The organism is Qipengyuania sp. L-5Y (genome assembly GCF_056859455.1).
The window spans coordinates 1-26,708 of sequence record NZ_JBSXOM010000024.1; the positions used below are offsets into that span (position 1 = coordinate 1).

The window sequence follows — 26,708 nt, forward strand, 5'->3', positions numbered from 1 at the left end:
TCCGCCACCCGATAGCCGCGCTCGGTGATCTGCGCCACTGCATCGCGCTTGAACTCGTCGCTGAAATTAGCCTTGCCCATCGTCGCCTCCTGTCCTCAAAATTAGGAAAGAAAGCGTCCACAAATCTAGGGGCTATTCAGAAATTGCTCAGACGTGCAGATACGACCACGCTTCCCGTACTCCCTTCCGAGCCTTGCTGAAAGCTCATCAGACTCCACCCACGAAAAACGTGTCATTCTTCGAAAGATTCTATAGTCGTGCTCGGAGAGTTTCTGAACTCTAAGAATTCGGCAAAGATTTTTTTTAAGACTGTCGTGATTTATATTATCGAAGAAACCACTTACATCTACTGCTATAGCAGTACAGTCTCCCCGGTTAGTAATTTCATCAAACAGCGCCTTTGCGTGTGTGATGTTATTTCCTACTCCTCCGCGATATGCCAAAATCGCATTAGAGATTGGCCGCTTCGAGAGGTGCCCCTCATAAATTTCGCCCAAAAACTTACTATACCATTCCAGAAGGGCAGCATCAGAATGGGACGCAAATTTGATTGGGCGCTTTTTTTCTTCAAAGGTAGTTTCACCCAGATCATTCTTCCTCATTCGGCGCTCAACATCTTCGAAAGCGAGAAGCGGCCAAAATGAATGATGTCGCAGGTCGTGGGCGGAGAACGAAAGCTTACCTCTCTGCTCTTCGTTCAGAGGAAGATCGAAATGGAGATATTTCCGCTCTTTAGAAACGAAGTCATCAATCTGCGGATCGAATTCATCTTCTTCAGGTGCGTACCCGGAGGCTTCGGATACCGTTCGTCCCATATCCTCCGGGTTACCAACCTTACTCCCGACCTAACGATCGGTTCGAATAATACCTAGTGTGTTATAATATTGGCATGGCCGAAATTACATCCACACTCCATCTCGGAATCGAGGTCACCATGAGCATAAGACTCACAGCTCTCGTTGCCATCATGCGCTTCTGCGCACTTGACATCCTAAACAGTGCTCCCCGCCGCCAACTGCTTCGGGCATGATCAGTTATGGAGACAAACGCCCTTCGATGCAACTAAGTAGGGAATCTTACCACATGAGTGTCCATTTATGAGACACGTGTAACTTACATTGAAATCAACCCTTCATGTGCAGCACTGAGGAAGTAATACTTATTCTTAAATTCTCGGTTCGACCTCACCCCCGCAAAATTTTCTCCATCGCCTTGCCGCGCGCGAGTTCGTCGATGAGTTTGTCGAGATAGCGGATTTCGCGCATCGTCTCTTCCTCCACCTCCTCCACCCGAATACCGCAGATCGCGCCGGTGATCAGGGTCCGGTCGGGGTTCAGGCGCGGGGCGCGTGCGAAGAAGCTTTCCATGTTAGTGCCATCGGCAATGACTGCTGCCAGCGCTTCCTCGCTATAGCCGGTCAGCCAGCGGATTATGGCGTGGACGTCCTCGCGTGTGCGGCCCTTCTTTTCCGCCTTGAGAACGTAGAGCGGATAGACCTTGCCGAACGCCATCTGGTAAACCCGGTGTGCCACAGGTGCGCACTCCCTTCTCTGTCGCCGCCCCGATGATGCAGCCCTTGAGGTTTTGGTGCAAGATGGTGCTGGCTATGCCCGCGACCAGCGGTGCTCGGTCAGTGCTCCACCCCCGCAAGCCGCGCATACCGCAGGTCTTCCGCGTCGAGTTCCGGCAGCTTCTCCGCCAGAAGCCGCACCGCCTCCACCGCGTTGCGCACGTCCAGCTTCGTGAAGATGTTCGCCCGGTAGGTTTCCACCGTGCGCGGGCTGAGGCCGAGATCGCGGGCGATCTCCTTGCCCGTGCAGCCGTTGAAGATGCCTGCCAGCACCTCCTGTTCGCGCGGGGTCAGTACCTCCACCAGCGCGCGGCTGCGGGCATAGGCCTGGTTGCGGCGGAAGATCTCCTCCGCCTTGTCCGCGCCGAGCGCCAGCGTACGGCACAGGCGGTCGTGGGCGCAGGGCCAGTCGAGATAGCCGACGGCGCCGTAGCTGTGCAGCGCCTCCACCACCCGTTCGATCGACGGGGCGCTGCTGTAGGGGATCAGCGGGAAGCGCATGCCGCCGCGTTCCAGCCATGCGTGCAGTTCGCCGAGCCGGTCCCCTTCGTCATGCACGAAGATCTGGCAGCGGGCGGGCCATAGCTCTGCAATCTCGCGCGGGTCGGCGACCGTATGCGACAGGCCCAGCCCCGCGAGCGCGCAGGCGAGATCGCGCTGGCGGGCGAAATCGGGGTCGACGATGATGAACTTGGGCTGCGCCACGATGCTGTCCGGTCCTTTGCCGGAGGGGTGTGTTCCGGGGGGCCGCATGTGTTGAACAGGGAACGAACGCGCCAGTCACGTGATTGAGGGACATGGGATTGAAGGAACGCTGCAGTAAGCAGCGCAGCATGACTGTCGGTTCGCGAAACGAAATATCACCAAGGAGGTGGTTGCGTAATGCCCGACAGTGAAATCTTTCGTCAGATCGACGAGGCCGCAACGCGCGACGACGTGCTGGATGTGCTGGCCGAATTCTATCGCGCGCGAGGCTTTCGATCGTTCTGCTTCGTCATTCCCATGATCACCAAGCCCGACCAGTTCCGCCTGTACGAGCGCGGCATGCCGCCCGAATGGATGCGGCGCTATCTGGAGCGCGATTTCGACCTGATCGACCCCGTGTCCACCGCGGCGACGACCCGCAACAAGGTGGGTACGCTGGGCGAATTGCTGAAGCAGCTGACGGTGAACGACGTGGGGCGCCTGTTCGTGGAAGAAGCGACGCGGATGGGCCTGACCGACGGGCTGGCGATCCCGACATCGGGCCTGCGCCATGCGCGCGGGTTCTTCGGCGTGGACAATGTGGCGGCGGAGGACCTGGCGAAGGTCGACCGGTCGCTGATGTGCGCGGTGGCACAGCACGCCCATCTGCGGATCGACCGGATCGAGGAGGAACACGGCGCCGGGATCGACGGGCTGTCCCCGCGCGAGGCGGAAATCCTCAACTGGGTGGCGGCGGGCAAGTCCAACCCGGAAACCGCGATGATCCTGGGGATCAGCGAGGCGACCGTGGGCACGCATCTGAAGCGGCTGTTCACCAAGCTGGGCGTGCACGACCGGGTTTCGGCCGTGCTGGCCGGGTTCAAGCTGGGGATGCTGCGCTAAAGCGGCAGCGGCGGGGCGCGAAGGCCCCTATGCCGCCGCTTCCTTCTGCCGTTCGAGCATGGGCGCGAGATAAGCGCCGGTGAAGGAGCCTTCGACCCGGGCGACATCTTCGGGCGTGCCCTGCGCAACGACCTCCCCGCCCCGCACGCCGCCGCCGGGGCCGAGATCGAGGATGTGGTCGGCGGTCTTGATGACATCGAGATTGTGCTCGATCACCACGACCGAATTGCCCTGGTCGACCAGCCGGTGCAGCACCTCGAGCAGCTTGCGCACGTCTTCGAAATGGAGGCCGGTGGTCGGCTCGTCGAGGATGTAGAGCGTCTGCCCGGTGCTGCGCTTGGCGAGTTCCTTGGCGAGTTTGACGCGCTGCGCCTCGCCCCCGGACAGCGTGGTCGCCTGCTGGCCGACCTTGACGTAGCCGAGGCCGACTTCGTTGAGCATCGCCATCTTGTCGCGGATGGGGGGGACGGCCTTGAAGAAGGTTTCCGCATCCTCGATCGTCATGTCGAGCACGTCGGCGATGGAGTGGCCCTTGAACTTCACCTCCAGTGTTTCGCGGTTGTAGCGCTTGCCGCCGCATTCCTCGCAGGTGACGTAGACGTCGGGGAGGAAGTGCATCTCGATCTTGATCAGCCCGTCGCCCTGGCACGCCTCGCAGCGGCCGCCCTTGACGTTGAAGCTGAAGCGGCCGGGCTTGTAGCCGCGGGCCTGGCTTTCGGGGAGGCCCGCGAACCAGTCGCGGATCTGGGTGAAGGCGCCGGTGTAGGTGGCGGGGTTGGAACGCGGGGTGCGGCCGATGGGCGACTGGTCGATCTCGATCACCTTGTCGCAATAATCGAGGCCGGTGACCTTGTCGTGCGCGCCCGCGACCACGCGCGCGCCGTTGAGATGGCGCGCGGCGGAGGCATAGAGCGTGTCGATGGTGAAGGACGACTTGCCCGAACCCGACACGCCGGTGACGCAGGTGAAGGTGCCCAGCGGCAGCGATGCGGTGACGTTGTTGAGATTGTTCGCCCGCGCGCCGTGGACGGTGAGCTTGTGCCCGTTGCCCTTGCGCCGTTTGGCCGGGACCGCGATTTCGCGCCGCCCGGTAAGGTATGCGGCGGTAAGCGATTTCTTGGACTTGAGCACCTGTTTCAGCGTGCCTTCGGCCACCACCTCGCCACCGTGGACGCCGGCGCCGGGGCCGAGATCGACCACGTAATCGGCGGCGCGGATCGCGTCCTCGTCATGCTCGACCACGATCACCGTATTGCCGAGATCGCGCAGGCGCTTCAGCGTTTCGAGCAGCCGGTCGTTGTCGCGCTGGTGGAGGCCGATGGAGGGCTCGTCCAGCACGTAGAGCACGCCCGACAGGCCCGAGCCGATCTGGCTGGCGAGGCGGATGCGCTGGCTTTCCCCGCCCGACAGCGTGCCGCTGGTCCGGTCGAGGTTGAGATAGTCGAGCCCGACATTGTCGAGGAAGCCCAGCCGCTCGTTGATTTCCTTCAAGATGGCATGCGCGATTTGCGCCTGCGTTTCGGAAAGCTGGCCGGGCAGCGCGAGGAACCAGCCCTTGGCATCGGCCACGCTCATCTTGGTGGGGGTGGCGATATCGGTCGGGCCGTCGGGGCCCGGGACCTTCACCGCCAGCGCCTTCTCGTTGAGCCGCTTGCCGCCGCAGGTCTCGCACGGCTGCGCGGTCTGGAACTTGGCCAGCTCCTCGCGCATCCAAGCGCTTTCGGTCTGCAGCATGCGGCGGTTGAGATTGCCGATCACGCCTTCGAAGGGCTTCTTGACCGTGTAGCTCTTGCGCCCGTCCTTGAAGGTGAGCGGGATGGCCCGGCCCTTGGTACCGTAAAGGATGATGTCGCGGATTTCCTTGTCGAACTCCTCCCACGGGGTGGTGAGATCGAATTCGAATTCCTTCGCGAGGCTGGCCAGCACCTGCATGTAATAGGGCGATGGCGGATTGCTCTTGGCCCAAGGCACGACCGCGCCCTTCTTGAGGCTGAGCGCTTCATTCGGCACGACCAGTTGCGGGTCGAACAACTGCTTTTCGCCGATCCCGTCGCAGGTCGGACAGGCCCCCTGCGGCGCGTTGAACGAGAACAGGCGCGGTTCGACTTCCTCGATGGTGAAGCCGGATACCGGGCAGGAGAAGCGTTCGGAAAAAACGATACGATTGGCAGGCAGACCCGCCCCCTTCATCGCCCCGCCCGCTTCGCCTTCATCCTCGCGCCCCGGCACGACGCCATCGGCGAGATCGACATAGGCGAGGCCATCGGCGAGCTTGAGCGCCTGTTCGAAACTGTCGGCGAGGCGCGTTTCGATCCCTTCTTTCACGGCGAGGCGATCGACGACCACTTCGATGTCGTGCTTGAACTTCTTGTCGAGCGCGGGCGCTTCCTCGATCCCGTACATCTCGCCGTCGATCCGCACGCGGGTGAAGCCGGCCTTCTGCCATTCAGCCAGTTCCTTGCGATATTCACCCTTGCGACCGCGCACGACCGGCGCGAGCAGGTAGAGCCGCGTGCCATCGGGCAGTGCCATCACGCGGTCGACCATGTTGGACACGGTCTGCGCCTCGATCGGCAGGCCGGTCGTGGGCGAATAGGGCACACCGACGCGCGCCCACAGCAGACGCATGTAATCGTAGATCTCGGTTACCGTCGCCACGGTGGAGCGTGGGTTGCGGCTGGTGGTCTTCTGCTCAATCGAGATGGCGGGAGACAGCCCGTCGATATGTTCGACATCGGGCTTCTGCATCATTTCGAGGAACTGGCGCGCATAGGCGGACAGGCTTTCGACATAACGACGCTGCCCTTCGGCATAGATCGTGTCGAAGGCCAGGCTCGACTTGCCCGACCCGGAAAGCCCGGTGATGACGATCAGGCTGTCGCGAGGCAGATCGATATCGACGCCCTTGAGATTGTGTTCACGCGCGCCGCGGACCGAGATTTTGGTGAGTGCCATGAAAAGGAGAGTGTTCCCGTTGTGTTCGAAATTACGTGGTATCCGTGAGGACGCGTTATCGCAACCTTTCCACGTTTGCCTGCCACATGGGAACGAACGATCCAAAACGCCAGTGGGCCCCTTCGACCCGAAAAACCATTGCCGCGACAAAGATTTGGCGCGGAGGCCGATAGAGACCCCCGTATTAGCCCCTAGTCCGGCGCATCGAGCAAAAAGTTCATTAACTGGTAATCATAAAGATAACCAATCGGTTAACCTGATCTGCGACCGAGTTCGATAAGGGATTGGTAAGGATACTTCCTAGGGTATCGGCGATTCCGTTCGAAGACCAAATTAAGATTATCAAACAGATGTTTACGCCCGTTCCTAAATGGGAGAACATCAATGGTTAGAAGCAAAATCGTTAACATGGCGACTGCAACTTCATTAGCCGCCTTATCTTTCGCAATTCCCCAAACACCGGTTTACGCGCAGACAGACCCTGTGGTGGATGTTTGTACGGGCCTCAGCCTGAACGAATCCGATCTGACAGCTCTGTTGGGAGAGGTGAACACCGGTATCGTTACTCCAGTTCAGGGTACCGTCAACGACTTGCTCGGTGTCTTGACTGTGCTTGGTCTGCCTGCCCCTCTCAATATCAATGTCAGTGATATCGTCGGCAACGCGGTCACCGGCAACCCGATCAGCGTCGATGTGCTGAATAGCAACAACACAATCGTCGGTCCGGGAGAATGCAATGTCACGGTCGATGGCCTTACCCTCAACAATCCCGCCGGTATCGGCATCGGCGGCAACCAGATCACCGGCCTTGGCGAAGGCGAGGTTGCCAGTGCGGGAACAGCGGATTCGATAGCATTCGGCAACGGTGCCAACACTGGCCTGACGGCGACCGGCGCGATTGCGCTGGGGACCGACGCCGAAGTGACTGCCGTCAATGGCATGGCTCTTGGTACCGGCTCGACAGCGAGTGCCATCAACTCGGTTGCCTTGGGTACAGGGTCGCTGGCGGATCGCATCAACAGCGTTTCCGTCGGCGCCTTGGGTGCGGAACGGCAGATCACGAACGTTCTGGACGGTACGGCCGACACCGATGCTGCCACCGTAGGTCAGGTCAATGCATCCATCGCCGCCGCAGTGGGCGACACAGTCACATACGATAGCGCTGCCCATACAACGATTACACTCGATGGGGTCGGAGGAACGACCATAACCGGCCTGGCTGCCGGCACGTTGGATGCGACATCCACCGATGCCGTAAACGGGTCGCAGCTTTTCGCAACCAACCAGAACGTCACGGCAAATGCCGATGATATCGATGCCATCGATACGCGCGTAACTGCAAACGAGGGCGACATTGCTGCCCTGCAGGATACGTCCGTGATGTACACCGACGCCACCCAGACTGCGATTGCCTTGGGCGGCGCTGGCGGAACGACCATTTCCAACGTGGCCGATGGCGAGTTGAGCGCGACGTCGACCGAAGCGGTGAACGGTTCGCAATTGTTCGCCACCAATCAGGCCGTCGATGCACTGGACGGGAGGGTGACGCAGAACGAAACCGACATCGCCCAGAACCGGACCGACATCAACAACCTGCAGACGAGTGTCGGACAGATCCAAGTGACGGTGGACGGCTTCGACGACCGCATCACGCAGAACGAAACCGACATCGTCAATCTCGACAATCGCGTAACGACGAACGAAGGCGACATCGCCAATCTTGATAACCGGGTAACCGTCAACGAGGGCGACATTGCCAATCTCGATGGCCGCGTGACGGTGAACGAGGGTGACATCGCCAATCTGGACACACGGGTTACCGTCAATGAAGGTGATATCGACAATCTCGACGACCGGGTCACGGTGAACGAGGGCGATATCGTCACTCTCGATACGCGAGTGACCGTCAATGAAACGGATATCGACCAGATCCAGGCGGACCTTGCCAATGTTCCGGTTGGCTATGTGGCGACGGCCGATACATCGACCCGCAGCAGCACGCCGACGAATACGGTTGCCTTCTTCGGTGCCGATGACGGTCCGGTGCAGGTCACCAATGTCGCCGCGGGGACGCTGTCCGCGACGTCGACCGATGCCGTGAACGGTTCGCAGCTCTTTGCCACGAACCAGAACGTTCAGCAGAACACGGACGATATCCAGACCATCAACAACAATCTGGCAGGCAGCACGATCGTGGCGGTTCAGTACTCGAACCCCGACAATCCGACGGCCAGCAACGGCGGGACCATCACCAACGATGTCACGCTGATCGGCAGGGATGCGTCTGCCCCGGTGGCGCTGCATAATGTCGCCGATGCGACTGCGGCAACCGATGCCGTCAATCTGCGCCAGATGGAGGCCGGACTTACCGGCGTCCTGACGGACTCGATGAACTACACCGACATGCGAGTGGCACAGATCGGCTTCGATCTGGCTGAACTGCGCGACGATGCTTTCTCCGGTACGGCTTCGGCCATGGCGATGGCTTCGATCCCGCAGGCCCTGGAACCCGGCAGGATGATGGTCGGCGGCGGTGTCGGCTACTATCGCGGCGAGGCTTCGTTCGGCTTTGGCCTGTCGTCTGCCTTCGCCGACGGCAAGGCCGTCCTGAAAGTCAGCGGCACCATGGGTGCCAATGGCAAGGGCGGTGTGGCTGCGGGAGCCGGTTTCTCCTTCTAAACTGTTCTCCCAGACGGGCTCTGCCCGTCAACCAAGAAGGCCGCGGGACAGTGTTCCGCGGCCTTCACCTGTGCCGAGACCTGCCGTTTACCGAGGCGACCGGATCGCGAGGGCACGAGCGTGTCTTTCGCCGATGCGCGTCGGCCGCTTGCCGATTAGCGCGATGCCGGAAAAGCCACCGATCCTATATCAAGGCGTATTCGATCAACGGGGACTCAAGCCATGTATCGCAAACTCCAAACTCTGTCCGCAGCCTCGGCACTGGCGATCGGCCTTGCCCTCGCCGCTCCTGCCTTTGCCGACGAAACCGCGTCCGACGAGAACACCATCGTCGTCACCGGCCAGGCCAAGATCGGCGATTACGGCATCGATCTGACAGCGCGCGATCTGACCGCCGACCCCGGCGACGATTTCGAACGCTATGCGTCCGGCGCGTGGATGGACCGGACCGAAATCCCGGCTGACCGCCCCTCTGTCGGATCGTTCTACAATCTGCGCGAAGATGTAACCGAAGAAGTGAACGGCCTCGTCACGGATGCGCCGGCAGGTTCGCAATATGGCGCGCTCTACACCAGTTTCATGGATGAAAAGGCGATCGAAAAGGCAGGCATCGCCCCGCTGAAGCGCGAGCTGGCGCAGGTGGACGCCATTTCGAACAAGGCAGAATTCGCCCGTTACATGGGCTCGACCTATGGCAAGTTCGGCGGTTCGCTGTTCGGGGCGGGTCCCTATGCCGATCCCGACGATCCGACCATGAACACGCTGTGGCTGTCGTCCGGCGGGCTCGGCCTGCCGGAGAAAGAGTATTATTTCGACGAGAAGTTCGCGCCGCAGCGCGGGGCCTATCTCGATTACCTCGAGCGCACGTTCCGCAATATCGGCCAGTCCGACCCGCGCGAGGCGGCCAGCCGCGTGATGACGTTCGAGACCTATGTCGCCGAGCTAAACTGGGACGCGGAACAGAAGCGCCAGATCGAGAAGATCAACAATCCCATGTCGGGACCGCAGCTGGCCAGTTATGCGCCCGGGGTGGACTGGAATGCATTCTTCCAGGGCAACAACATCCCGCCGCAGGACCGCATCATCGTAACCGATAACACGGCGGTGAAAGCAATCGCGGCGCTGTATGCCAGTACCGATCTGGACACGCTCAAGCTGTGGGAAAAAGCGCATATCGCCGATCAGGCATCGCCGTTCCTCAACAAGAAAATGGTCGACAGCCGGTTCCAGTTCACGAGCGCGCTGAACGGGACGAGCGAACAGCGCGCCCGCTGGAAGCGCGCGGTGGACACCATCGACGGTTCGCTGGGCGAGCAGGTGGGCAAGGCTTACGTCGCCGAATATTTCCCCAAGATCGCCAAGACGCGCATGGACGAACTGGTGGCCAATCTGAAGCTGGCCATGGGCGATCGCATTCGCGGCAACGAATGGATGAGCCCCGACACCAAGCAGGCCGCGCTGGACAAGCTGGAGCGGATGGACGTGATGGTCGGCTATCCGGAGAAATTCCGCGACTACTCGCAGCTGCCGATGTCGCCGGACGATCTGTATGGCAACATGGTCGCCGCGACGAAGTTCAATGCCGATTACGCGATGAGTGATCTTGGCAAACCGGTCGATCGCAAGAAGTGGGGCATGAACCCGCAGACCGTGAACGCCTATAATGGCGGGCTGGAAAACAAGATGGTCTTCCCCGCGGGGATCCTGCAGCCGCCGTTCTTCGATGCCTATGCCGACCCGGCCGTCAATTACGGTGCGATCGGGGTGGTGATCGGCCACGAAATCAGCCACGGCTTCGACGACCAGGGCCGCAAGATCGACGCCAGCGGGGCGATCAAGGACTGGTGGACCGCGGGCGATGCCAAGCGGTTCGAAGCGGAAGCCAAGAAGTTCGGCGACCAATACGCCAAGTTCGAAGTGGTCCCCGGCAGTTTCATCAATCCCGACCTGACGATGGGCGAAAACATCGCCGACCTTGCCGGCGTGCTGGTGGCCTACGATGCCTACAAGAAAGCCCTGAACGGCCAAGAAGCACCCGTGATCGACGGACTGACCGGCGATCAGCGCTTCTTCCTTGCCTATGCGCAGGTGTGGCGGGCCAAGGCGCGCGAGGATTCGCTGCGCAACCAGGTCGCGACCGACCCGCACAGCCCGTCACGCTATCGGACCATCGCTCCGCTGCGTAACGTGGACGCCTGGTACGAAGCGTTCAATATCACGCCGGATGACGAGATGTATATCGCGCCGGAAGATCGCGCGCGCATCTGGTGATCCGGGATAAAGTGAATTTTGCGAGCAGGAACGTTAACGATTGGACGGTATTTTCCCAAGACCCGGCGTGAGAGGGTGTAGGGAAACAACCATTGCGAAACGATCTGGACACTGACGGCAGAGGTGCCGGCGCCTTTACGCGCATCCCGATCGATTCCTACGAAGTCGATCGGGAAGCGGTTATCGCAATGCTCGATCGCGAGCGGCGTTCGCTTCCTTCCAGCCTCATCGGCCTGAGCATGCTGGCGCTGGGTGTCGCCGTGCTGCCCAACCCGGCCGCCATGGCGCTGTTGCTGGCATTGCGGCTGGCGTCGTTCCTGTTCACCCGCAATGCGACGGCGAGACTGGATGTGCGCGTACGGGCGCGCCAGCCGATCAAGACCATGCAGCGCATCGTGTTCGGCGCGATGGCGTTGACCGGCGTTACCCTGGCACTGATGTTATGGCCGCAACCGGCCGGGGCATCCATCGCGGCCGTGGCGCTGATACGGGTCGTGGTGGTGGTGACGATCACGTTGATCGCAGTCACGCTTGCCGCCCTGCCCGCAGCGCGCGACGGGATGCTCGTCAGTTTCTGGGCGACGGCGAGCGCGCTCATCCTGTTTCACCCTGCGAACAGCGACCCGGCGATGATCGGGGTGGTGACCCTGGCCGTCGTCGGCATCCGCCTCTACAGTTCGAGTGCGGGACAGCATCTGCGCAGTTCCGCGCGCATGCTGGTGGAAAACCGGCGTTTGTCCGAAGACCTTGCCGCTGCGCTGTCCAGCGCCGAATTCCTCAGCTGGCGGGATCCGCTGACCGGACTGTTCAACCGCCGCAAGCTGTTCGAGGAAACGCATACCGAGGGCGGCGCGCATTCGCGCCACCTCCTGACGATCGACCTCGACCGTTTCAAGGCGATCAACGATACCTTCGGGCATGCCGTTGGCGACGAAGTCCTGATTGCCGCCGCGGATACGATCCGCGACTGGGCTGCCACTCTAGAGGGTACGGGTGAGCACCTTGCATTCAGGCTTGGCGGCGAGGAATTTCTGGTCATCGCCCGCGGGGTTACCGATACGGCCATCGCCGAGGGGGCAGACGATCTGCGGATGATGATCGCCAAGCTGGAAGACCGGTTCAGCGAGCGTCCCGGCATCCGCATCTCCGCCTCGATCGGCCTGTCGCCCTGGCTGTTTGGCGAGAGCATCGATGATGCGCTCATGCGCGCCGACCTTGCGTGTTACGAAGCGAAGCGCACGGGCAGAAACAGGGTCCGCCGGGCTGCCTGATCGGCACGGCGCGGCCCGGACGGGGCTGCGCAGCGACGAACCGTGGACCGATTGGGCCCCATGAACCGTTCTAAAGACAAGACAGACAGCGCACGGCATTTCCCGCGCCCCTAACGGCGGCTCAGGAGGTGTCGTGCCAGAGCAGATAGAGACCGAAAGGTGCCCGCCTTATGGACAAGGACACCGCTCCACACCCGCAGGGAAGCGATAAACGATCAAGCAGTACGCGGCGCAATACCCAGACGAATGCCAGGCTCGAAGCTATCCTGACCGACTTCAACCGTCCGCTGGACGACATAGATTGGTCGCGCGCGCCATCGCGCGTGGGAAACAACGGAAAATCGAAAGGGATTTTCGAAAGACTGAACCGGCAGCGTCGGCATCGCCGCGATCTTCGCCGTGCGCGCCGCGCAGCCTATCAAGCTTTCCATGTCAAACCCAAACTTTCCGCGCGTAGGCGCGCCACCCTGATGCTCGGCGCGGGCGCGTTGGGCCTAACGGCGTTCACCGGCCCACCGAAAGCGCGCAAGGCTTTCGGCATCGACGAAGACATGCAGCGGGTGGTGGATGACGTCGCAGGTGTACGCAAGCCTGCTGCGCTGATGAAAGCGAGCGGCACATTCAAACAAGCGTTGATCGAGGAAGAAGGCGTACGATACACCGTCTACCGTGATGTGGCCGGATATCCGACCGTAGGGGTCGGTCACCTGATCCTTCCCGAAGACGATCTGCAGGTCGGTGATCGCGTCGACGAGGCGCAGGTCCTGCAATTCCTGGAACACGAACTGGCGAAAGCGGAACAAGGCGTGCGCCTGCTGGTCGGCGACCTGCCGCTTCACCAGCATGAATTCGATGCCCTGCTCGATCTGGTGTACAATGTCGGCCTGGGGAATGTATCGGAAAACGAGAGCCCGCGGCTTAACACGGCAATCGAAAGCCGCGATTACGAGGCGATCGCGGCGGAACTGGACTATACGCACGCCGGCGGAAAATTCGCCCGCGGTCTGCAATTTCGCAGCGAGCGCCGGGCCAAGATTTTCATGAAGGGCCGCTATGGGAATCCGCGCCAGAACGACGACCCCTATTCGACCTGACCGATCGCTCAACGGTCCCAGATATTATCGTCCAGTGACAGTTTTCTAGCATGTCTCACCGCCTCTTCGTCGGCATTCGTCCACCGCCAGAGATACGCGACGCCCTGATCGATCTGATGGAGGGCGAAGACGATGTGCGCTGGCAGGATGATGACCAGATTCATCTCACGCTACGCTATATCGGAGAGGTCGATACGCATCTGGCTGAGGACCTGGCCCTCCAGCTTCACGCCATCGAGCTACCGACCCTCGACCTGACGATTTCAGGTACGGGAGTCTTTGTGCGCAAGGGCCGGGTTCACACCCTTTGGGCTGGCGTGGAGATTTCACCCGAACTGAAGCGCCTTCGCCAGAAAATCGATCGTCTATGCGTATCGGCTGGCGTCGAACCGGACCATCGCAAGTATCATCCGCACATCACGCTGGCCCGGGTCAATAGCTCTTCAGGTCCGCTGGAACCGTTTCTCGAGCGAAACGCGAGCTTGCGACTTGGCCCTTGGAGAGCCGATTCCTATACGCTCTTCGAAAGCACCCTGCACCGCCACGGTTCGATCTACGAACCGATCGTTATCTACGCCCTCAGAACGCCATCATGAACCGCCTCTACCTCTCCCCCCTGCTACTCGCCGTGACGACGGCATGGGCGTGCGTGCCCGATGGCGAGGGTGAGACGGAAAAGTCAGCCGACATCGTCGGCAAGGGTGAGGCTGCCCCCGGCGACTGCCTGTTGTTGGTATGGTCGAGCCAGAAAGAACGAAATCCCCAGTTCGATCGCGATCATGACTTTGTCGAAGGTGGCGCGATCTCATGTGCCACCGGCACCAGTGCCAGCCAGTTCGACGTGGCGATATCGACGCTGCGCGATGCCGCAAGAAGCGGCGATAAGGCACGCCTGCTGCGCGAAGTCGGCCTGCCGCTGCTCTATATCGATGGCGACGGAAAAAGACGGGAGATCAAGGATCGCACCGAAGTGGAGGCCGTGTTCGACGAGATATTCGACCCGGCAATGATCGAGGTGCTCCAGAAGATCGATCTTTCGCGCATGAGTGTGGCAAGGGACCAGGGCGGTTTCTTCGAACTGGGTGCAATCTGGCTGGTCGTCGACCGTGACGGAGGCCGCCCACGTCTCATGACCGTGAACCGACAGGCGCTGGACGAAGCACTGGATACCGCGCGGGAGCGCGCCGACAGGAACCAGGGCGAGCCTGTCCCGTTCGACTAACGTATGAGATGCGCCGACCGGCGACGTGTGCATGCTTGCGTGCGCGCAACAGGCAGGCCAATCGCGCATAACATTATCGCATTCCCGCGCCCGGGTTCCGCGTGGCGCACAATCATGAGGGGAACAACATGAAGGCCCAGATCCTGGCCACCGTTGCAGCATCCGCACTTCTTGGCGCTTGCGCCACCACTCCGGGCGGAGAAATCGAAACCATGGCAGACGCCAACACCGCGGGCGCAAACATACCGCAGGGAACCAGATATTTCGCGTCCGACAGCACCCTGCCGTTCCACGCGCCCGATTTCAGCAAGATTTCCGAAGACGATTACATCCCCGCTTTCGAGCAGGGCATGGCAATCCACAAGGCTGAAATCGATGCCATCATCAACAACCCCGAAGCGCCGACATTCTCCAACACGATCGTTGCGCTCGAAAAGTCGGGCCGGATGCTGGGCCGCGTCGCCACCGTCTTCTTCGCCCTGACCGGATCGAACACGACCGACCGGCTGGACGAGATCAATACGGAGATCAGCCCCAAGCTGACCGCACATTCCGATTCCATCACGCTCAACCCCGAGCTCTTCGCCCGGGTGAAAGCCGTGTATGACAATCGCGCCGCAATGGCGATGACGCGCGAAGACGCCAAGCTGCTCGAAGACACCTATGAAGGCATGGTTCACGCCGGCGCCATGTTGACCGACGCACAACGTGCCCGGGTGAAGGAAATCAATTCCGAGCTGTCAGAAATCACGACCGAATTCGGCCAGGAAGCACGCGCAGCCATGGCCGATCAGCCGGTCATCTTCGATACACGCGAAGAACTGGCTGGCCTTTCGGAATCCGACATCAAGTCTGCCGCCGATTTTGCCACCGAAAAGGGCCATCCCGGCAAATATGCGATTGCGCTGCAGAACACCACGCAGCAGCCGTTGTTGCCAAATATGACCAATCGCGCCGCGCGCGAGAAGCTGTTCATGGCTTCCTATCACCGTGCAGACGGCACCACCGACATCGATACCCGTCCGCTGGTGGCCAAGATTGCAGCGCTGCGCGCCGAAAAGGCATCGCTGTTCGGCGAACCCGACTGGGCAACCTATGCCATGTGGGACCGCATGGCCGAAAAGCCTGCCACAGCGCTTGGCTTCATGGAACGCATGGTCCCCGCCCTTGCCGCAACGCAGCGGCGCGAAGCAGCCATGCTGGACGAAGCGATCAAGGCTGATGGCGGTAATTTCGAAGTAAAACCGTGGGACTGGTATCGCTACGCTAACAAGGTGAAGGCAGCTCGCTACGACCTCGATGAAGACGCGATGACCGAGTATTTCCAGCTCGACAAGGTGCTAGAGGACGGCGTGTTCTATGCCGCGAACAAGCTTTATGGCCTGTCCTTCGAACGCCGCACGGACCTGCCGGTCTATCACCCCGATGTGTGGACCTACACCGTGTTCGACCGCGACGGCAGCGAACTGGGCATCTTCTATTTCGACCCGTTCCAGCGCCCGTCGAAGCGCGGCGGCGCCTGGATGAGCAACTTCGTCGACCAGAGCAAGCTGTGGAATACCAAGCCGGTGATCTACAACGTGCTGAACATCCCGAAGGCACCGGCAGGAGAGGTCCAGCTGGTCAGCTTCGACAATGTGAACACCATGTTCCATGAATTCGGCCACGCTCTGCACGGCTTCTTCGCCAACCAGACCTATCCCAGCCTGTCCGGCACCGCCGTGGCGCGTGACTTCGTTGAATATCCGAGCCAGGTGAACGAGGTTTGGGCGACCTACCCCGAAGTGCTGTCCAACTATGCCAAGCACTATCGCACGGGCGAACCGATCCCTTCCGAAATGATCACCAAGATCGAAGCGGCGGCGAAGTTCAACCAGGGTTACGACTTCGGTGAAACCGTGGAAGCGGCATTGCTCGACATGAAGTGGGCGGCCCTGTCGAAGGAACAGGCCGAAGCGATCAACACGCCAGCCAAGGTTACCGAATTCGAACGCAAGTCGCTCGAAGAACTCGGCCTTGAAATCGACCTGGTTCCGCCACGCTACCGTTCGACCTATTTCAACCACATCTTCAGCGGACCGGCCGGCTATTCGGCAGGCTATTACAGCTATCTGTGGACCGAAATGCTCGACCGCGACAGCCGCAAGTGGTTCATGGAAAACGGCGGTCTTACCCGCGCGAATGGCGACCACTATCGCGAAACCGTGCTGAGCACTGGCGGCACGATGGATTACTTCGAAATGTTCCGGAACTTTGCCGGACGCGATCCGGACGTTACGCCGATGCTTGAAGCGCGGGGCCTTGTCCCGGGCGACGAAGCTGCGGATAGCGAAGTATCGGACGGCGCGCTGCCGGCAGATACAGCCGGATAATCAGCCGCTGATCAACGCCCGGTGGTTCGGTTCGCCGATCCACCGGACGGGAACTTTCCAGACGCGCTCGATCACTCGTGGGTCGAGCGCGTCTTCGCATCTGCCATCGGCGGCAAGTTCGCCGGCATCGAGCACGACCACCCGGTCGGCGTGGTTCATGGCGTGCGCCAGATCGTGCAGGACAAGAACGACGCCCGCCCCCTTGTCGGCAGCATCGCGAAGATGGCGCAGCAAGGTGAGCTGGTGGGCGATGTCGAGCGCAGCCAGCGGCTCGTCGGCAAGGATCCATCGCGGTTCGCCCGCCAGTACACGGGCCAGCAACACGCGGGCCGTTTCGCCGCCCGATAGCGATTGCGCCCGGCGATTCGAAAGCTGTGCGATGTCGAGCGCGTCCAGAGCGGCATCGACCGGCCCGGACAGACGATCGCCATGCGGCATGCGCCCGAGTTCGACCAGACTGCGCACCGGAACATCCCAGGCAATCTCATGCGCTTGGGGGAGATAGCCGATACACTTTGCTCGGTCCCGTGGTGACTTTGTGGAAGCATCCACCCCGTCGAAGGCCACCATTCCATCATCGGGCACCAGCAAGCCCGCGAGCGCTTCGAGCAAGGTCGATTTACCCGCACCATTCGGCCCGCAGATCGCCGTGATCGAGCCCGGCGCGAGGTCGAGCGAGATGCGGGACAGACGCTTGTCGACGGAGAGTTCCCGTGCCGCGAGCATCATGCCAGCCCCCTGCGCATGCGCAGCAGCAACCAGAGAAAGAACGGAGCGCCAAGGAGGCTCAAGGCGATGCCCAGACGCAGTTCCGTCACCAGTGGCAATATGCGTACGACGCTATCCGCGACAAGCACCAGCAGGGACCCGGCCAATGCGCTCGGCACGATGAGCTGTGAAGGCCGGCTATCGGTGAAGGGCCGAACCAGATGGGGCACGATGAGGCCGACGAAGCCGATGATACCGGCCACCGCGACGCCCGCGCCGACCGTCAGCCCTATACCCACGATCAGCAGCCAGAGCAGCCGTCCGGGTTCGACCCCAAGGGATCTGGCGACGGGTTCCCCCAGCGTGAGCGCATCCAGCGATTTCCCGCTCCGCCAGAGCAGAAGCACGCCCAGCGCCACCAGCGGGGTGGCCAGCCACACTTCGCGCCAGCTCCGGTCGGTCAGCGCGCCGTTCAGCCACATCACGATCTCGCTCATGGCGAAAGCATTGGGCGCCATGCTGATCGCAAGCGCCGTCAATGCGCCGGCGAGGCTCGCAACCATCAACCCGGCGAGCGTGAACAGCGCGATCCCGCCCGTGCGTCCGGCAATCGCCGCCAGCAACGCCATCGCCCCGCCCGCCCCGATCAGGGCGAATGCGGGAAGCAGCCAAGGCGAAGCGGCATAGCCGAACCATAGCGCGGCCACGGCACCCAGCGCCGCGCCCGGGGCGATCCCGAAAAGACCGGGGTCGGCCAGCGGATTGCGCAGGTACCCCTGCATGGCTGCCCCGCCCGCTCCCAATCCCGCGCCCACGACCACGGCCAGCAGGGCGCGCGGCAGGCGCAGCTCTGCAAGGATGAGCGCGGCGTTGGGCGTGCTGGCGGGATCGAGCCAGACCCGCCCGGCCAGCAGCGAAAGCGGAAGCGCAACGATGAGCAACCCGCCGAAGATCAAAGTCGCGCGGTTCACGATACTGTGCTCCGTATCTCCGCCAGTCGGCGAGCGGCACGGATGATCGTCGGACCGCCGCAGTAAAGCAGGCTGGTATCGAAGCGTTCGCGCCGCATATCCGGCAGCCGGTCGAGCACCGGGTGCTGCTGGCCAAGGTCGCCGCCTGCAACCAGCAACACCTGCGGCGGCGCGGCGACCACATCTTCGAGCGCCACATAGTCGGCCTGGGACAGCCCGCGGGCCGGCGCACCGTTCGTGAAACCGGTGCGAGCAAGCAGGTCGCTCACCAGCGATTGCTCGCCCGCGACAATTCCGCCGGGCTGCCACAGGAGAACGTCGACGGCGCGCCCGTCTGGCGCCTCTGCTTCGGTGAGCGCCGCTTCGATCCGTTCGATCAGGCGCTGACCCGCTTGCGGATCGCCGGACAGAGAAGCCAGTTCCCGGATCTGCTCCTCGCTCGAGGCGACATCACTGGCTATGCCGAACGTCACGACCTGCATGCCCAGATCTTCCAGGGCGGCGCGTGTTGCGGGTGCGATAAAGCTTCCCGCCACGACCACATCCGGATCGAGCGCGAGAACCTCCTCGACCGTGCCGCCGGTGGCCCGGTATCGCGACGCCTGTTTCGCCGGCATCGAGCTCGACCGCGGATCCTTGCTGTAATGGGATATCGCCAGCAATTGTCCCGGCGCCGTCACATCGGCAAGGATCGCATCGGTGCAGGGGTTCAGGCTGACGATGGTCGGCCGCGCCCGAGCCGTCGGCGCATCGGCCCCGCCCTGCGCACATGCGGCAAGGAGCAGGACCGATGCGGCGAGCAGCGGTTTCACATCTTCGCCCTGATCCCGCCGAAGACGCTGCGGCCAGCCGTCCCATATCCTGCAACCGTCTGGTAATCGGTGTCGAACACGTTCTCGACGCGGCCAAACAGTTCCAGATTGTCGCCCAGGCCGAAGGATGCCCGCACATCGAGCAACTCGTATCCTTCGAGGCGAACGGTGTTGGAGGCATTATCCCAGCTTGCACCCACGAGGCGCAGATCCGCCCCCAGGCCGAGACCGAAATCGCTGATCCAGTCGCCGTAAATGGTACCGAAATGCTTGGGTCGCCGCGCCAGATCGAGATCGGTCGTACGATCTTCCGCATCGACATAGGAATATGTGCCGGCAAGGCGAAGACCGGGTGCAAGATCGAAGCCTGCCTCCGCTTCGATGCCCTGCGCGCGGGCGCGGGCGGTGTTCAGGTATACGCCGGAAGGTCTTTCAGGCGTAACGCCGAACCCGATCAGATTGTCGCTGTCGCGGCGGAAGCCCGTCAGCGCGAGATGCAGACCTGAGCCCCGCTGCCCTTTCTCAACTCCCAGATCGTAGCTGGTGCTTTCTTCGGGTTCGAGCTCCGTATTCCCGTAGAACGAGAGCAACTGGTACAGTGTCGGTGCCTTGAAACCTTCGCCCACGCTACCGCGCACGCGCCAGTCATCGCCAAAGCCATAGCTCACATCGCCGCCGAAGCTTACATGCGTGCCGAACTGTTCGTGATCGTCCACGCGCGCACCGCCATGGACGGCCAGACGGCCCATCACCCAGCCAAGCTGCGCATAGGCCCCGCTGATTTCGGTTTCGGCGGCCGTGTCGAAGCTCGTTTCAAACTCGGTCCATTCATGATCGCCGCCGAAAGCCAGCGAGAGACCGCCCAGCAAACGGTATTCTCCGCGCAGCGAGATGCGATCGGAGCGGCCGTCGCTGGCAAAGGTCTCCGCCCCGGAACCATCGCGATTGGCGCGCTTGGTATCGGACAGGCTGTACGCGGCGCGCAGGGTCAGGTCGTTGCCGTAATAGGCAAGGCCGACATCGCCCCAGTAACGCGTGGTTTTCTGCGTATCGTCGGTATCCGCGAGAACGAAATCGGGTGCGGGAAAGCCATCGATCTCGACGTCGCCTTCCGCAAAGTTGCCATGCGCGAACAGCTCGAGGCTGGGGGTCAGATTGAGGAAGGCGCTGGAGCCGATAGCGAATTGCTTCGATCCGTCGGCTTCCGTGCCCGATGCGGCTGCGGAAAATCCGTCGGTCTCGAACCATGACCCGGTCAGGCCGATAAAGGCATTGTCATTGCCTGCTCCGGCAGCGGCGCTGGCAAACAGCGTGTCGCGCGAGCCGTACTCGACGCTGGCAGTCATGCCGCGCTCGGCCCGCGTCGAGATGTCGATCACCCCGCCCACGGCTTCCGATCCCCAGATCGTGCTGTTCGATCCGCGCAGAACATCGATCTTGCCGGCTGTACCAAGCAGCAGATTGCCGAAATCGAAGCCGCCCGAAGGGCTCGCCTGGTCGGCCACGCGCACGCCGTCGACCAGTACCAGAAGCTGATCGGGATTGGCGCCGCGCACGTTTACGCTGGTTACCGTACCGACACCCCCGCTACGCGACAGCGACAGACCGGGAACGCGCGCAAGTGCGCGTGCCGGATCGGCACCCTGAATGGTTTCGATCTCTTCCCGTCCGATGACGGTGACCGACTGGCCGGTATTGCGCAGATCGGTGCCGAGGCCGTTGGCCGTGACCGTGATGATCGCCTCGGCCGGGGCCGCGCTGCGATAGCTGCCCACAGTCGCTTGCTGATCGCCAGCCTCGTTTGCCTCGTCCTGGGCGGCGATGATTTCCTCGAGCGCCTGCTCGCTGGCAGTCTGCGCATACGCTGCGCCAGGCATTGCCGAAGCGGAAATCAAAAGCAGATATTTATACACGTAACCTCCTGTCATGAACGAAATGCCGCCCATGACGGGAGGGAGCCGAAACGCTCCATCCACGTTTGCTACAGGTACACCCCGCCCTGCAGCCGAACGACGGTCATGGGCAGGTCTCCTGGCTCCCGGATCAGCGGCCCTGTTCCGCCTTCCCGCTTTCGCAGTGGCATATGGAGCGGACCTCCCCGGTCACAGTTGCGGGAGCAGCGAGGGGCTTGCACCCTCTTCCCTCTTCGGGCCTGCGCAAACAGGCCAACCCGTGACTCGCGGCGCCGACTACTGCGCAATGTGTCGTTGCACAAGACGCAACTTCATTAAGTTTTGCTGTTATAGGGCGCCATCGAATCCCGTCCCGTTGCGGGATGGCGATCGCACACATCTGTCGGCCTTACCGGGTATAGGCTATGGGCAATTCCTGAAAGAAGGACGCAGTTTGAGCGGATTGGAAGTGTTGGCCGGGGACAAGGACCGTGCGCTGCACGTCGCCTCGCCGCGCGCCCAGCGCCGAGCCGCCAGACTGCAGGATCGCCGTAAACTGGCGACCCGCCTCGGTATTCTTGGCGCTGCCATCGCTCTTCCGACCGTGGCTGCGCAAGGCGAATGGTCCGATTTCAGAAGCGCGATTGGCCTGGGCGACGAACGCGTACCCTTGACGCCCATGCCGTTCGAAACGGCTGGCGAAAGCTTTCCTGGATCGGCCTTCTATTACCTCGAAGATGCCCCGCGCCTTGCCACAGATATCGCCGACCTTCGCAAGAGCGAAGGGACGCTTGAAACCGTCGAATTTGCACAAAGTCATGGCGCGGTTGCAGCGGCACAGGCATTTCGCCAGACGGGCAACGGTATCGACAAGGCGCGCGCATTGCAGTGCCTTTCCATGGCCGTGTACTACGAAGCCGCCAGCGAAAGCCTGTCGGGCCAACAAGCGGTGGCGCAAGTGGTCCTGAACCGGGTTGCACATCCCGCCTATCCCGCCAGCATCTGCGGTGTGGTGTTTCAGGGGTCGGAACGCAAGACGGGCTGCCAGTTCAGCTTCACCTGCGACGGATCACTGGCGCGCACCCCTTCCCGCCGGGGGTGGGCGGTGGCCCAATCCGTAGCGCTGGGTGCCTTGGCGGGCGAGGTTTACAAGCCCGTCGGCCTGGCCACACATTACCACACCAATTACGTGAACCCCTATTGGGCCGCCAGCCTCGACTATATCGGTGCCATCGGCGCGCACCGTTTCTATCGCTGGAAAGGCGGGGCCGGAACCGCCGGTGCCTTTACCGACGACTATGCCGGCGCGGAGCCGCTTGCCGCCCCCAACGTTCGGCGCGCGGAAGCGGACGTCCCCGGCCCTGTACAGCCTACCCCTCCGTCCAATGCCGCTATCGGTATCAGTACCGAACCGGATGCGCCGGTTGGGGCGCCCGCCGCCGCAGCTCCAGCCGACAAGCTTCCGCAATCCGGCAGGGTTCGCGAGGAGTATGCCAATTCAGGCAAATGGATCAACGAGCCCGGGAAAAAATAGGCTTGCGGGCCAACACGAAGGCAATCCTTTACGTCTCCACAACCATGCTGCGGAACCGAAGTTTAGCGTGCTTCGGCCATGAGGGGGTTCAACAGCCCAGCCCCCCTGAGGAGACCATGGCATGCCGGTCCATTTCGCTGCCGCACGTTCCACCGCTCATTCGCCGATTGCCCGGGCACTGGCTCGCAAAGCGCACTCGCGCGCGGCGAACGACAATGCCGGGGCAGCGCAGATGGTCGCCACCGCTTCCCCTATCGATGGCGTGATGCATGCAGCGCTGAAGCACTTTGCGAACCATGGGCTGAGCGCGGCGAAAGTTGCAGCGCAGCAGGCTGAACACGCCCATGCGGCCGACGACACCGAAAGTTACGACTGGTGGCTCGGCATCTGCCGAACGCTCGACCGCGGGCTGGCCAGACGCCTTGATGAGCAGCTTGCCATCAAGTCGTTGCTGGCGAGCATATCCCCCGTATAACTCCGGAAAATCCACGTGTTACCGTTAACTGAAATATGATGGATCCGCCTTAAACGCTTTGCCATGGGTGAGCGAAGCGGGTCATTCGATTTGAAGCGGTACGTCGCCCATGCGTCGTCGACAGATCCGTTGAGCGAGAAAGCTCGCAACTCTCTCATTCGTTCTCTCTACGACCGGCGCACGGCCCTTGCAGTAGGCGCCATGAACTGCACCATCTCGAGCACGGTCGTGGCGTATCTGTCCGGTAGCGCCCTCCTCTATTCACTTGTCTTTCTGCTCAGCAGCATCGCCGTCCTGCGCATTGTCAACTCTCGTCACCTGGCGAAGCGCCCGGAAGAGATAAGTGCGGCCCAGCTTGAATTCGCTTACAAGTTCGGCGCGTTCGGCTTCAGCCTCATCCTCGGCACTGTGGCTGCATCGGCCATCGCGCTCGACATCGATGCGATGGCGCAGGTCCTGATCATTTCGAATGCGCTGGGCTACGGCATAGGCATCTGCGCGCACAACGCCGCGCGTCCGGCCATAGCTCTGGGCCAGTTGACGCTGGTGTCGACACCCATAGTCATCGCGTCGATCGCCCATGGTTCGATCGCCGGGGCATGTCTTGCGATAACCATCGCTCTTCTCTTTCCCGCAATGTACTCGATCGTCACCTCCATCTTTCGCACCTTGCACGAATCCCTCGACGCGGCAGACCGCAGCGCAGCGCTGGCAGCGGAAATGGAAACCTTCGCCCTGACCGACACGGTAACCGGGCTTTCCAATCGTCTTGGGCTGGACCGCCTTTTGCCTGGCGTCATCTCGGCGGCAGATGTCGACGGGCGGGCTGGTATTTTCTGGATCGACCTGGACAGGTTCAAGGAAGTCAACGATCTCAAAGGTCATCAAGCAGGTGATGAGGTTCTGCACACTATCGGCGCGCGGATCGCCGCGCTGGTCGGCGAGGACGGTATCGTCGCTCGTTTCGCCGGTGACGAGTTCGTCGTTGCCTGCCAGATAGCCGACCGCAACGCCGCGTCTGTCATGGCCAACACGCTCCTGGGCGAGGTCATGCGTCCGCTGCAAGTCGATGGGGAACGCCTGGAAATGGGCGCATCGATCGGCATCGCCTTGATGCCGATCGATGGCGTGACGGCAGATCAATTGATGCGCCATGCGGATATGGCGCTGTATGAGGCCAAAGTCGCCGGACGATCCCAAATTCGATTCTTCACCCCATCGATGACCAGGGACCTGACCCATCGCCGAAAGATCGAGACGGAACTTCGCCTTGCGCTCTCGCGGCATGAAATGTCCGTCTACTTTCAGCCGATTGTCGATCTGGACACGGGGCGCATTCGCTGTTTCGAAGCGCTGGCGCGCTGGCTCCACCCGACGAGGGGAGAAATTCCTCCCGATCAGTTCATCCCGGTTGCCGAAGAATGCGGCGCAATCGTAACTCTCGGCAACTGGCTCACTGGCGAAGCCGCGCGGGCGGCCGCAGCCTGGCCCGACGATATATCCGTCGCGGTCAATCTTTCGCCGATGCAGATTAAGGCTCCGGGCGCGGCTCTGGGTATTCTCAGCGCGATCAGAGATGCGGGCCTGTCGCCGGACCGTCTCGAGCTTGAAATTACCGAAAACGTGTTTCTGGAAGACAGCCCGAGCATCGGGATGTTCATCGAAGATCTTGCGCGTGCCGGAGTTCGGTTTGCGCTCGACGATTTCGGAACGGGTTACTCTTCGCTGAGCTATATAAATCAATGGCCGTTTTCGAAGATCAAGGTTGATCGCAGTTTCGTGTCGGGCGCACAGGCCGGTCGCAAGAGCGATGCAATCATCCGCGCAGTTTCGCAGATGGGCCGCACGCTCGGCATCGAAATCGTGGCCGAGGGCCTGGAAACCACCGAACAGGTCAAGGCTGTTCGGTTTGCGGGCTGTACGCTTGGACAAGGGTATCACTTCAGCCGCGCCATTCCGGCGTATCAGGCGTCGTTGCTGCTGGCCGAAGACAGATCGTCACAAAACAACGATACGCGCAGTCACGGAACGGCTTGACCAACTTCGCGAAAGAAGGGGATTATCGTTCTGAAATTAGCTTGCGCAACGAGCCGAGCCCACCAGCCTATTGCAATTGCGAACCATTTGCAAAGATAGTTTTCTGCGTGGGCCGTTTGCCGGTTGCATTCCCGAGTTGGCGCGCCTAGGTCGCTCTCGCAATCGACCGGTGCCATGCTTCCTTTGCGGGACACTTGATGCATGGCCCATTCATGGTCCGGGTAACATCGCTGTCCCGCATGGCAGGAACAAGGACGCTACCCCCAATGGCACGCAAGAAGATCGCCCTTATCGGCTCCGGCATGATCGGCGGCACCCTCGCCCACCTCGCCGCGAAGAAGGAAATGGGCGACATCGTCCTGTTCGACATCGCCGAAGGCATGCCGCAGGGCAAGGCGCTCGACCTGTCGCAGTGCGGCCCGATCGAGGGTTTCGACGCGAAGATCACCGGCACCAATGACTATGCCGACATTGCCGGCGCCGACGTGGTGATCGTCACCGCGGGCGTTCCGCGCAAACCCGGCATGAGCCGCGACGACCTGCTTGGCATCAACCTCAAGGTGATGAAGGCGGTCGGCGAAGGCATCAAGAACAACTGCCCCGACGCCTTCGTGATCTGCATCACCAACCCGCTCGACGCGATGGTCTGGGCGCTGCGCGAATTCAGCGGCCTGCCGCACAACAAGGTCGTCGGCATGGCCGGCGTGCTCGACAGCGCGCGCTTCGCCACCTTCCTCGCCTGGGAATTCGACGTTTCGGTGAAGGACGTGAACGCCTTCGTTCTCGGCGGCCACGGCGACACCATGGTGCCGGTCCTGTCCTATTCGACGATCAACGGCATTCCGGTGAAGGACATGGCCAAGATCAAGGGCGTGTCGGAAGACCGCCTGGACGAGATCGTCAAGCGCACCCGCGGCGGCGGCGGTGAAATCGTCGGCCTGCTCGGCAACGGCTCGGCCTATTACGCACCCGCAACCAGCGCGATCGCCATGGCCGAAGCCTATCTCGGCGACAGCAAGCGCATCCTGCCCTGCGCCAGCTATGTCGAAGGCAAGTACGGTCTCGACGGTCTTTACGTCGGCGTCCCCACCGTGATCGGCGCGGGCGGCACGGAAGACGTGATCGAAATCGAACTCGGCGATGAGGAAAAGAGCAACCTCAAGGTATCGACCGACGCGGTCGAAGAACTGCTGGAAGCCTGCAAGGGCCTGGACAGCTCGCTCGCCTGAACGGCGAAGAACACCGAACAGGAAAGACA

General features: G+C 61.6%; 19 protein-coding genes, 3 pseudogenes and 1 riboswitch. Of the genes and pseudogenes, 14 read left to right on the plus strand and 8 right to left on the minus strand.

Annotated features, from left to right (window positions below; all coding sequences use genetic code 11):
* Window positions 1-125 precede the first annotated feature (125 nt).
* The 3 genes from AC13F2_RS04385 to AC13F2_RS04395 all read right to left on the minus strand — a co-directional run bounded on the left by AC13F2_RS04385 (window position 126) and on the right by AC13F2_RS04395 (window position 2,275).
* Complete coding sequence (locus AC13F2_RS04385; RefSeq protein WP_482964031.1) at window positions 126-815, minus strand: RNA-dependent RNA polymerase family protein; 690 nt, start codon at window positions 813-815, stop codon at window positions 126-128.
* Between the two features lie 369 nt (window positions 816-1,184).
* Window positions 1,185-1,532: a DUF2200 domain-containing protein gene (locus AC13F2_RS04390; protein ID WP_482964032.1), complete on the minus strand. Its 348-nt coding sequence runs from the start codon at window positions 1,530-1,532 to the stop codon at window positions 1,185-1,187.
* Window positions 1,533-1,630: 98 nt separating this feature from the next.
* Window positions 1,631-2,275 carry a response regulator transcription factor gene (locus AC13F2_RS04395; protein WP_482964033.1) on the minus strand — a complete coding sequence of 215 codons (645 nt, stop codon included), beginning with the start codon at window positions 2,273-2,275 and terminating at the stop codon, window positions 1,631-1,633.
* Between the two features lie 177 nt (window positions 2,276-2,452).
* Between AC13F2_RS04395 and AC13F2_RS04400 the strand changes: the two genes are divergently transcribed.
* On the plus strand, window positions 2,453-3,157 hold the full coding sequence (locus tag AC13F2_RS04400; RefSeq protein WP_482964034.1) for a helix-turn-helix transcriptional regulator: 705 nt from the start codon (window positions 2,453-2,455) through the stop codon (window positions 3,155-3,157).
* Between the two features lie 27 nt (window positions 3,158-3,184).
* Here the strand turns inward: AC13F2_RS04400 and uvrA are convergent, their stop codons facing one another.
* On the minus strand, window positions 3,185-6,112 hold the full coding sequence (gene uvrA, locus AC13F2_RS04405; protein ID WP_221597596.1) for an excinuclease ABC subunit UvrA: 2,928 nt from the start codon (window positions 6,110-6,112) through the stop codon (window positions 3,185-3,187).
* 939 nt (window positions 6,113-7,051) lie between these two features.
* On the opposite strand from uvrA, the pseudogene AC13F2_RS04410 reads away from it, so the two are divergent.
* The 9 genes and pseudogenes from AC13F2_RS04410 to AC13F2_RS04450 form a co-directional block, all read left to right on the plus strand.
* A pseudogene (locus AC13F2_RS04410) lies at window positions 7,052-7,663 on the plus strand (hypothetical protein); the annotation flags it as partial.
* 495 nt (window positions 7,664-8,158) lie between these two features.
* A pseudogene (locus AC13F2_RS04415) lies at window positions 8,159-8,279 on the plus strand (hypothetical protein); the annotation flags it as partial.
* Between the two features lie 146 nt (window positions 8,280-8,425).
* Window positions 8,426-8,791, plus strand: a pseudogene (locus tag AC13F2_RS04420) (YadA-like family protein); the annotation flags it as partial.
* A 222-nt stretch (window positions 8,792-9,013) separates the two neighbouring features.
* The gene (locus tag AC13F2_RS04425) at window positions 9,014-11,062 is read left to right on the plus strand and encodes a M13 family metallopeptidase (protein ID WP_482964035.1); all 2,049 of its coding nucleotides are present in this window, start codon (window positions 9,014-9,016) and stop codon (window positions 11,060-11,062) included.
* Between the two features lie 92 nt (window positions 11,063-11,154).
* A complete protein-coding gene (locus tag AC13F2_RS04430) occupies window positions 11,155-12,333 on the plus strand; it encodes a GGDEF domain-containing protein (RefSeq protein WP_482964036.1) in 1,179 nt (392 codons plus the stop codon).
* A gap of 170 nt (window positions 12,334-12,503) precedes the next feature.
* Entirely contained in the window at window positions 12,504-13,427 is a 924-nt protein-coding gene (locus tag AC13F2_RS04435; RefSeq protein WP_482964037.1) for a lysozyme, read from the plus strand.
* Window positions 13,428-13,477: 50 nt separating this feature from the next.
* Window positions 13,478-14,023, plus strand: coding sequence for an RNA 2',3'-cyclic phosphodiesterase (gene thpR / locus AC13F2_RS04440; protein ID WP_482964038.1), 546 nt, complete (start codon window positions 13,478-13,480; stop codon window positions 14,021-14,023).
* Window positions 14,020-14,649, plus strand: a complete 630-nt coding sequence (locus AC13F2_RS04445) for a hypothetical protein (protein WP_482964039.1) — start codon at window positions 14,020-14,022, stop codon at window positions 14,647-14,649. The genes thpR and AC13F2_RS04445 overlap by 4 nt, the downstream gene beginning before the upstream one ends.
* 212 nt (window positions 14,650-14,861) lie before the next feature.
* Window positions 14,862-17,021, plus strand: coding sequence for a M3 family metallopeptidase (locus tag AC13F2_RS04450; protein WP_482964060.1), 2,160 nt, complete (start codon window positions 14,862-14,864; stop codon window positions 17,019-17,021).
* Here AC13F2_RS04450 and AC13F2_RS04455 read toward each other — a convergent pair whose 3' ends face one another.
* Genes AC13F2_RS04455 through AC13F2_RS04470 form a run of 4 tightly spaced genes read right to left on the minus strand, consistent with a single transcriptional unit; the run spans window position 17,022 to window position 21,425 of the window.
* Window positions 17,022-17,750 (minus strand): ABC transporter ATP-binding protein, encoded by a 729-nt coding sequence (locus tag AC13F2_RS04455; RefSeq protein WP_482964040.1) that lies wholly within the window; start codon window positions 17,748-17,750, stop codon window positions 17,022-17,024. It lies immediately after the preceding gene.
* Window positions 17,747-18,700 carry a FecCD family ABC transporter permease gene (locus tag AC13F2_RS04460; RefSeq protein WP_482964041.1) on the minus strand — a complete coding sequence of 318 codons (954 nt, stop codon included), beginning with the start codon at window positions 18,698-18,700 and terminating at the stop codon, window positions 17,747-17,749. Before AC13F2_RS04460 ends, AC13F2_RS04455 begins: the two co-directional genes overlap by 4 nt.
* Window positions 18,697-19,512, minus strand: coding sequence for an ABC transporter substrate-binding protein (locus AC13F2_RS04465; RefSeq protein WP_482964042.1), 816 nt, complete (start codon window positions 19,510-19,512; stop codon window positions 18,697-18,699). The genes AC13F2_RS04460 and AC13F2_RS04465 overlap by 4 nt, the downstream gene beginning before the upstream one ends.
* Window positions 19,509-21,425 (minus strand): TonB-dependent receptor plug domain-containing protein, encoded by a 1,917-nt coding sequence (locus tag AC13F2_RS04470; RefSeq protein ID WP_482964043.1) that lies wholly within the window; start codon window positions 21,423-21,425, stop codon window positions 19,509-19,511. The genes AC13F2_RS04465 and AC13F2_RS04470 overlap by 4 nt, the downstream gene beginning before the upstream one ends.
* Before the next feature lie 91 nt (window positions 21,426-21,516).
* A riboswitch (cobalamin riboswitch) is annotated at window positions 21,517-21,701 on the minus strand.
* Between the two features lie 157 nt (window positions 21,702-21,858).
* On the opposite strand from AC13F2_RS04470, the gene AC13F2_RS04475 reads away from it, so the two are divergent.
* The 4 genes from AC13F2_RS04475 to mdh all read left to right on the plus strand — a co-directional run bounded on the left by AC13F2_RS04475 (window position 21,859) and on the right by mdh (window position 26,679).
* Complete coding sequence (locus AC13F2_RS04475) at window positions 21,859-22,938, plus strand: cell wall hydrolase (RefSeq protein WP_482964044.1); 1,080 nt, start codon at window positions 21,859-21,861, stop codon at window positions 22,936-22,938.
* A gap of 121 nt (window positions 22,939-23,059) precedes the next feature.
* Entirely contained in the window at window positions 23,060-23,413 is a 354-nt protein-coding gene (locus AC13F2_RS04480; RefSeq protein WP_482599700.1) for a hypothetical protein, read from the plus strand.
* 129 nt (window positions 23,414-23,542) lie between these two features.
* Complete coding sequence (locus AC13F2_RS04485; protein WP_482964045.1) at window positions 23,543-25,450, plus strand: putative bifunctional diguanylate cyclase/phosphodiesterase; 1,908 nt, start codon at window positions 23,543-23,545, stop codon at window positions 25,448-25,450.
* Between the two features lie 266 nt (window positions 25,451-25,716).
* Window positions 25,717-26,679, plus strand: coding sequence for a malate dehydrogenase (mdh, locus tag AC13F2_RS04490; protein WP_222827243.1), 963 nt, complete (start codon window positions 25,717-25,719; stop codon window positions 26,677-26,679).
* Window positions 26,680-26,708 lie beyond the last annotated feature (29 nt).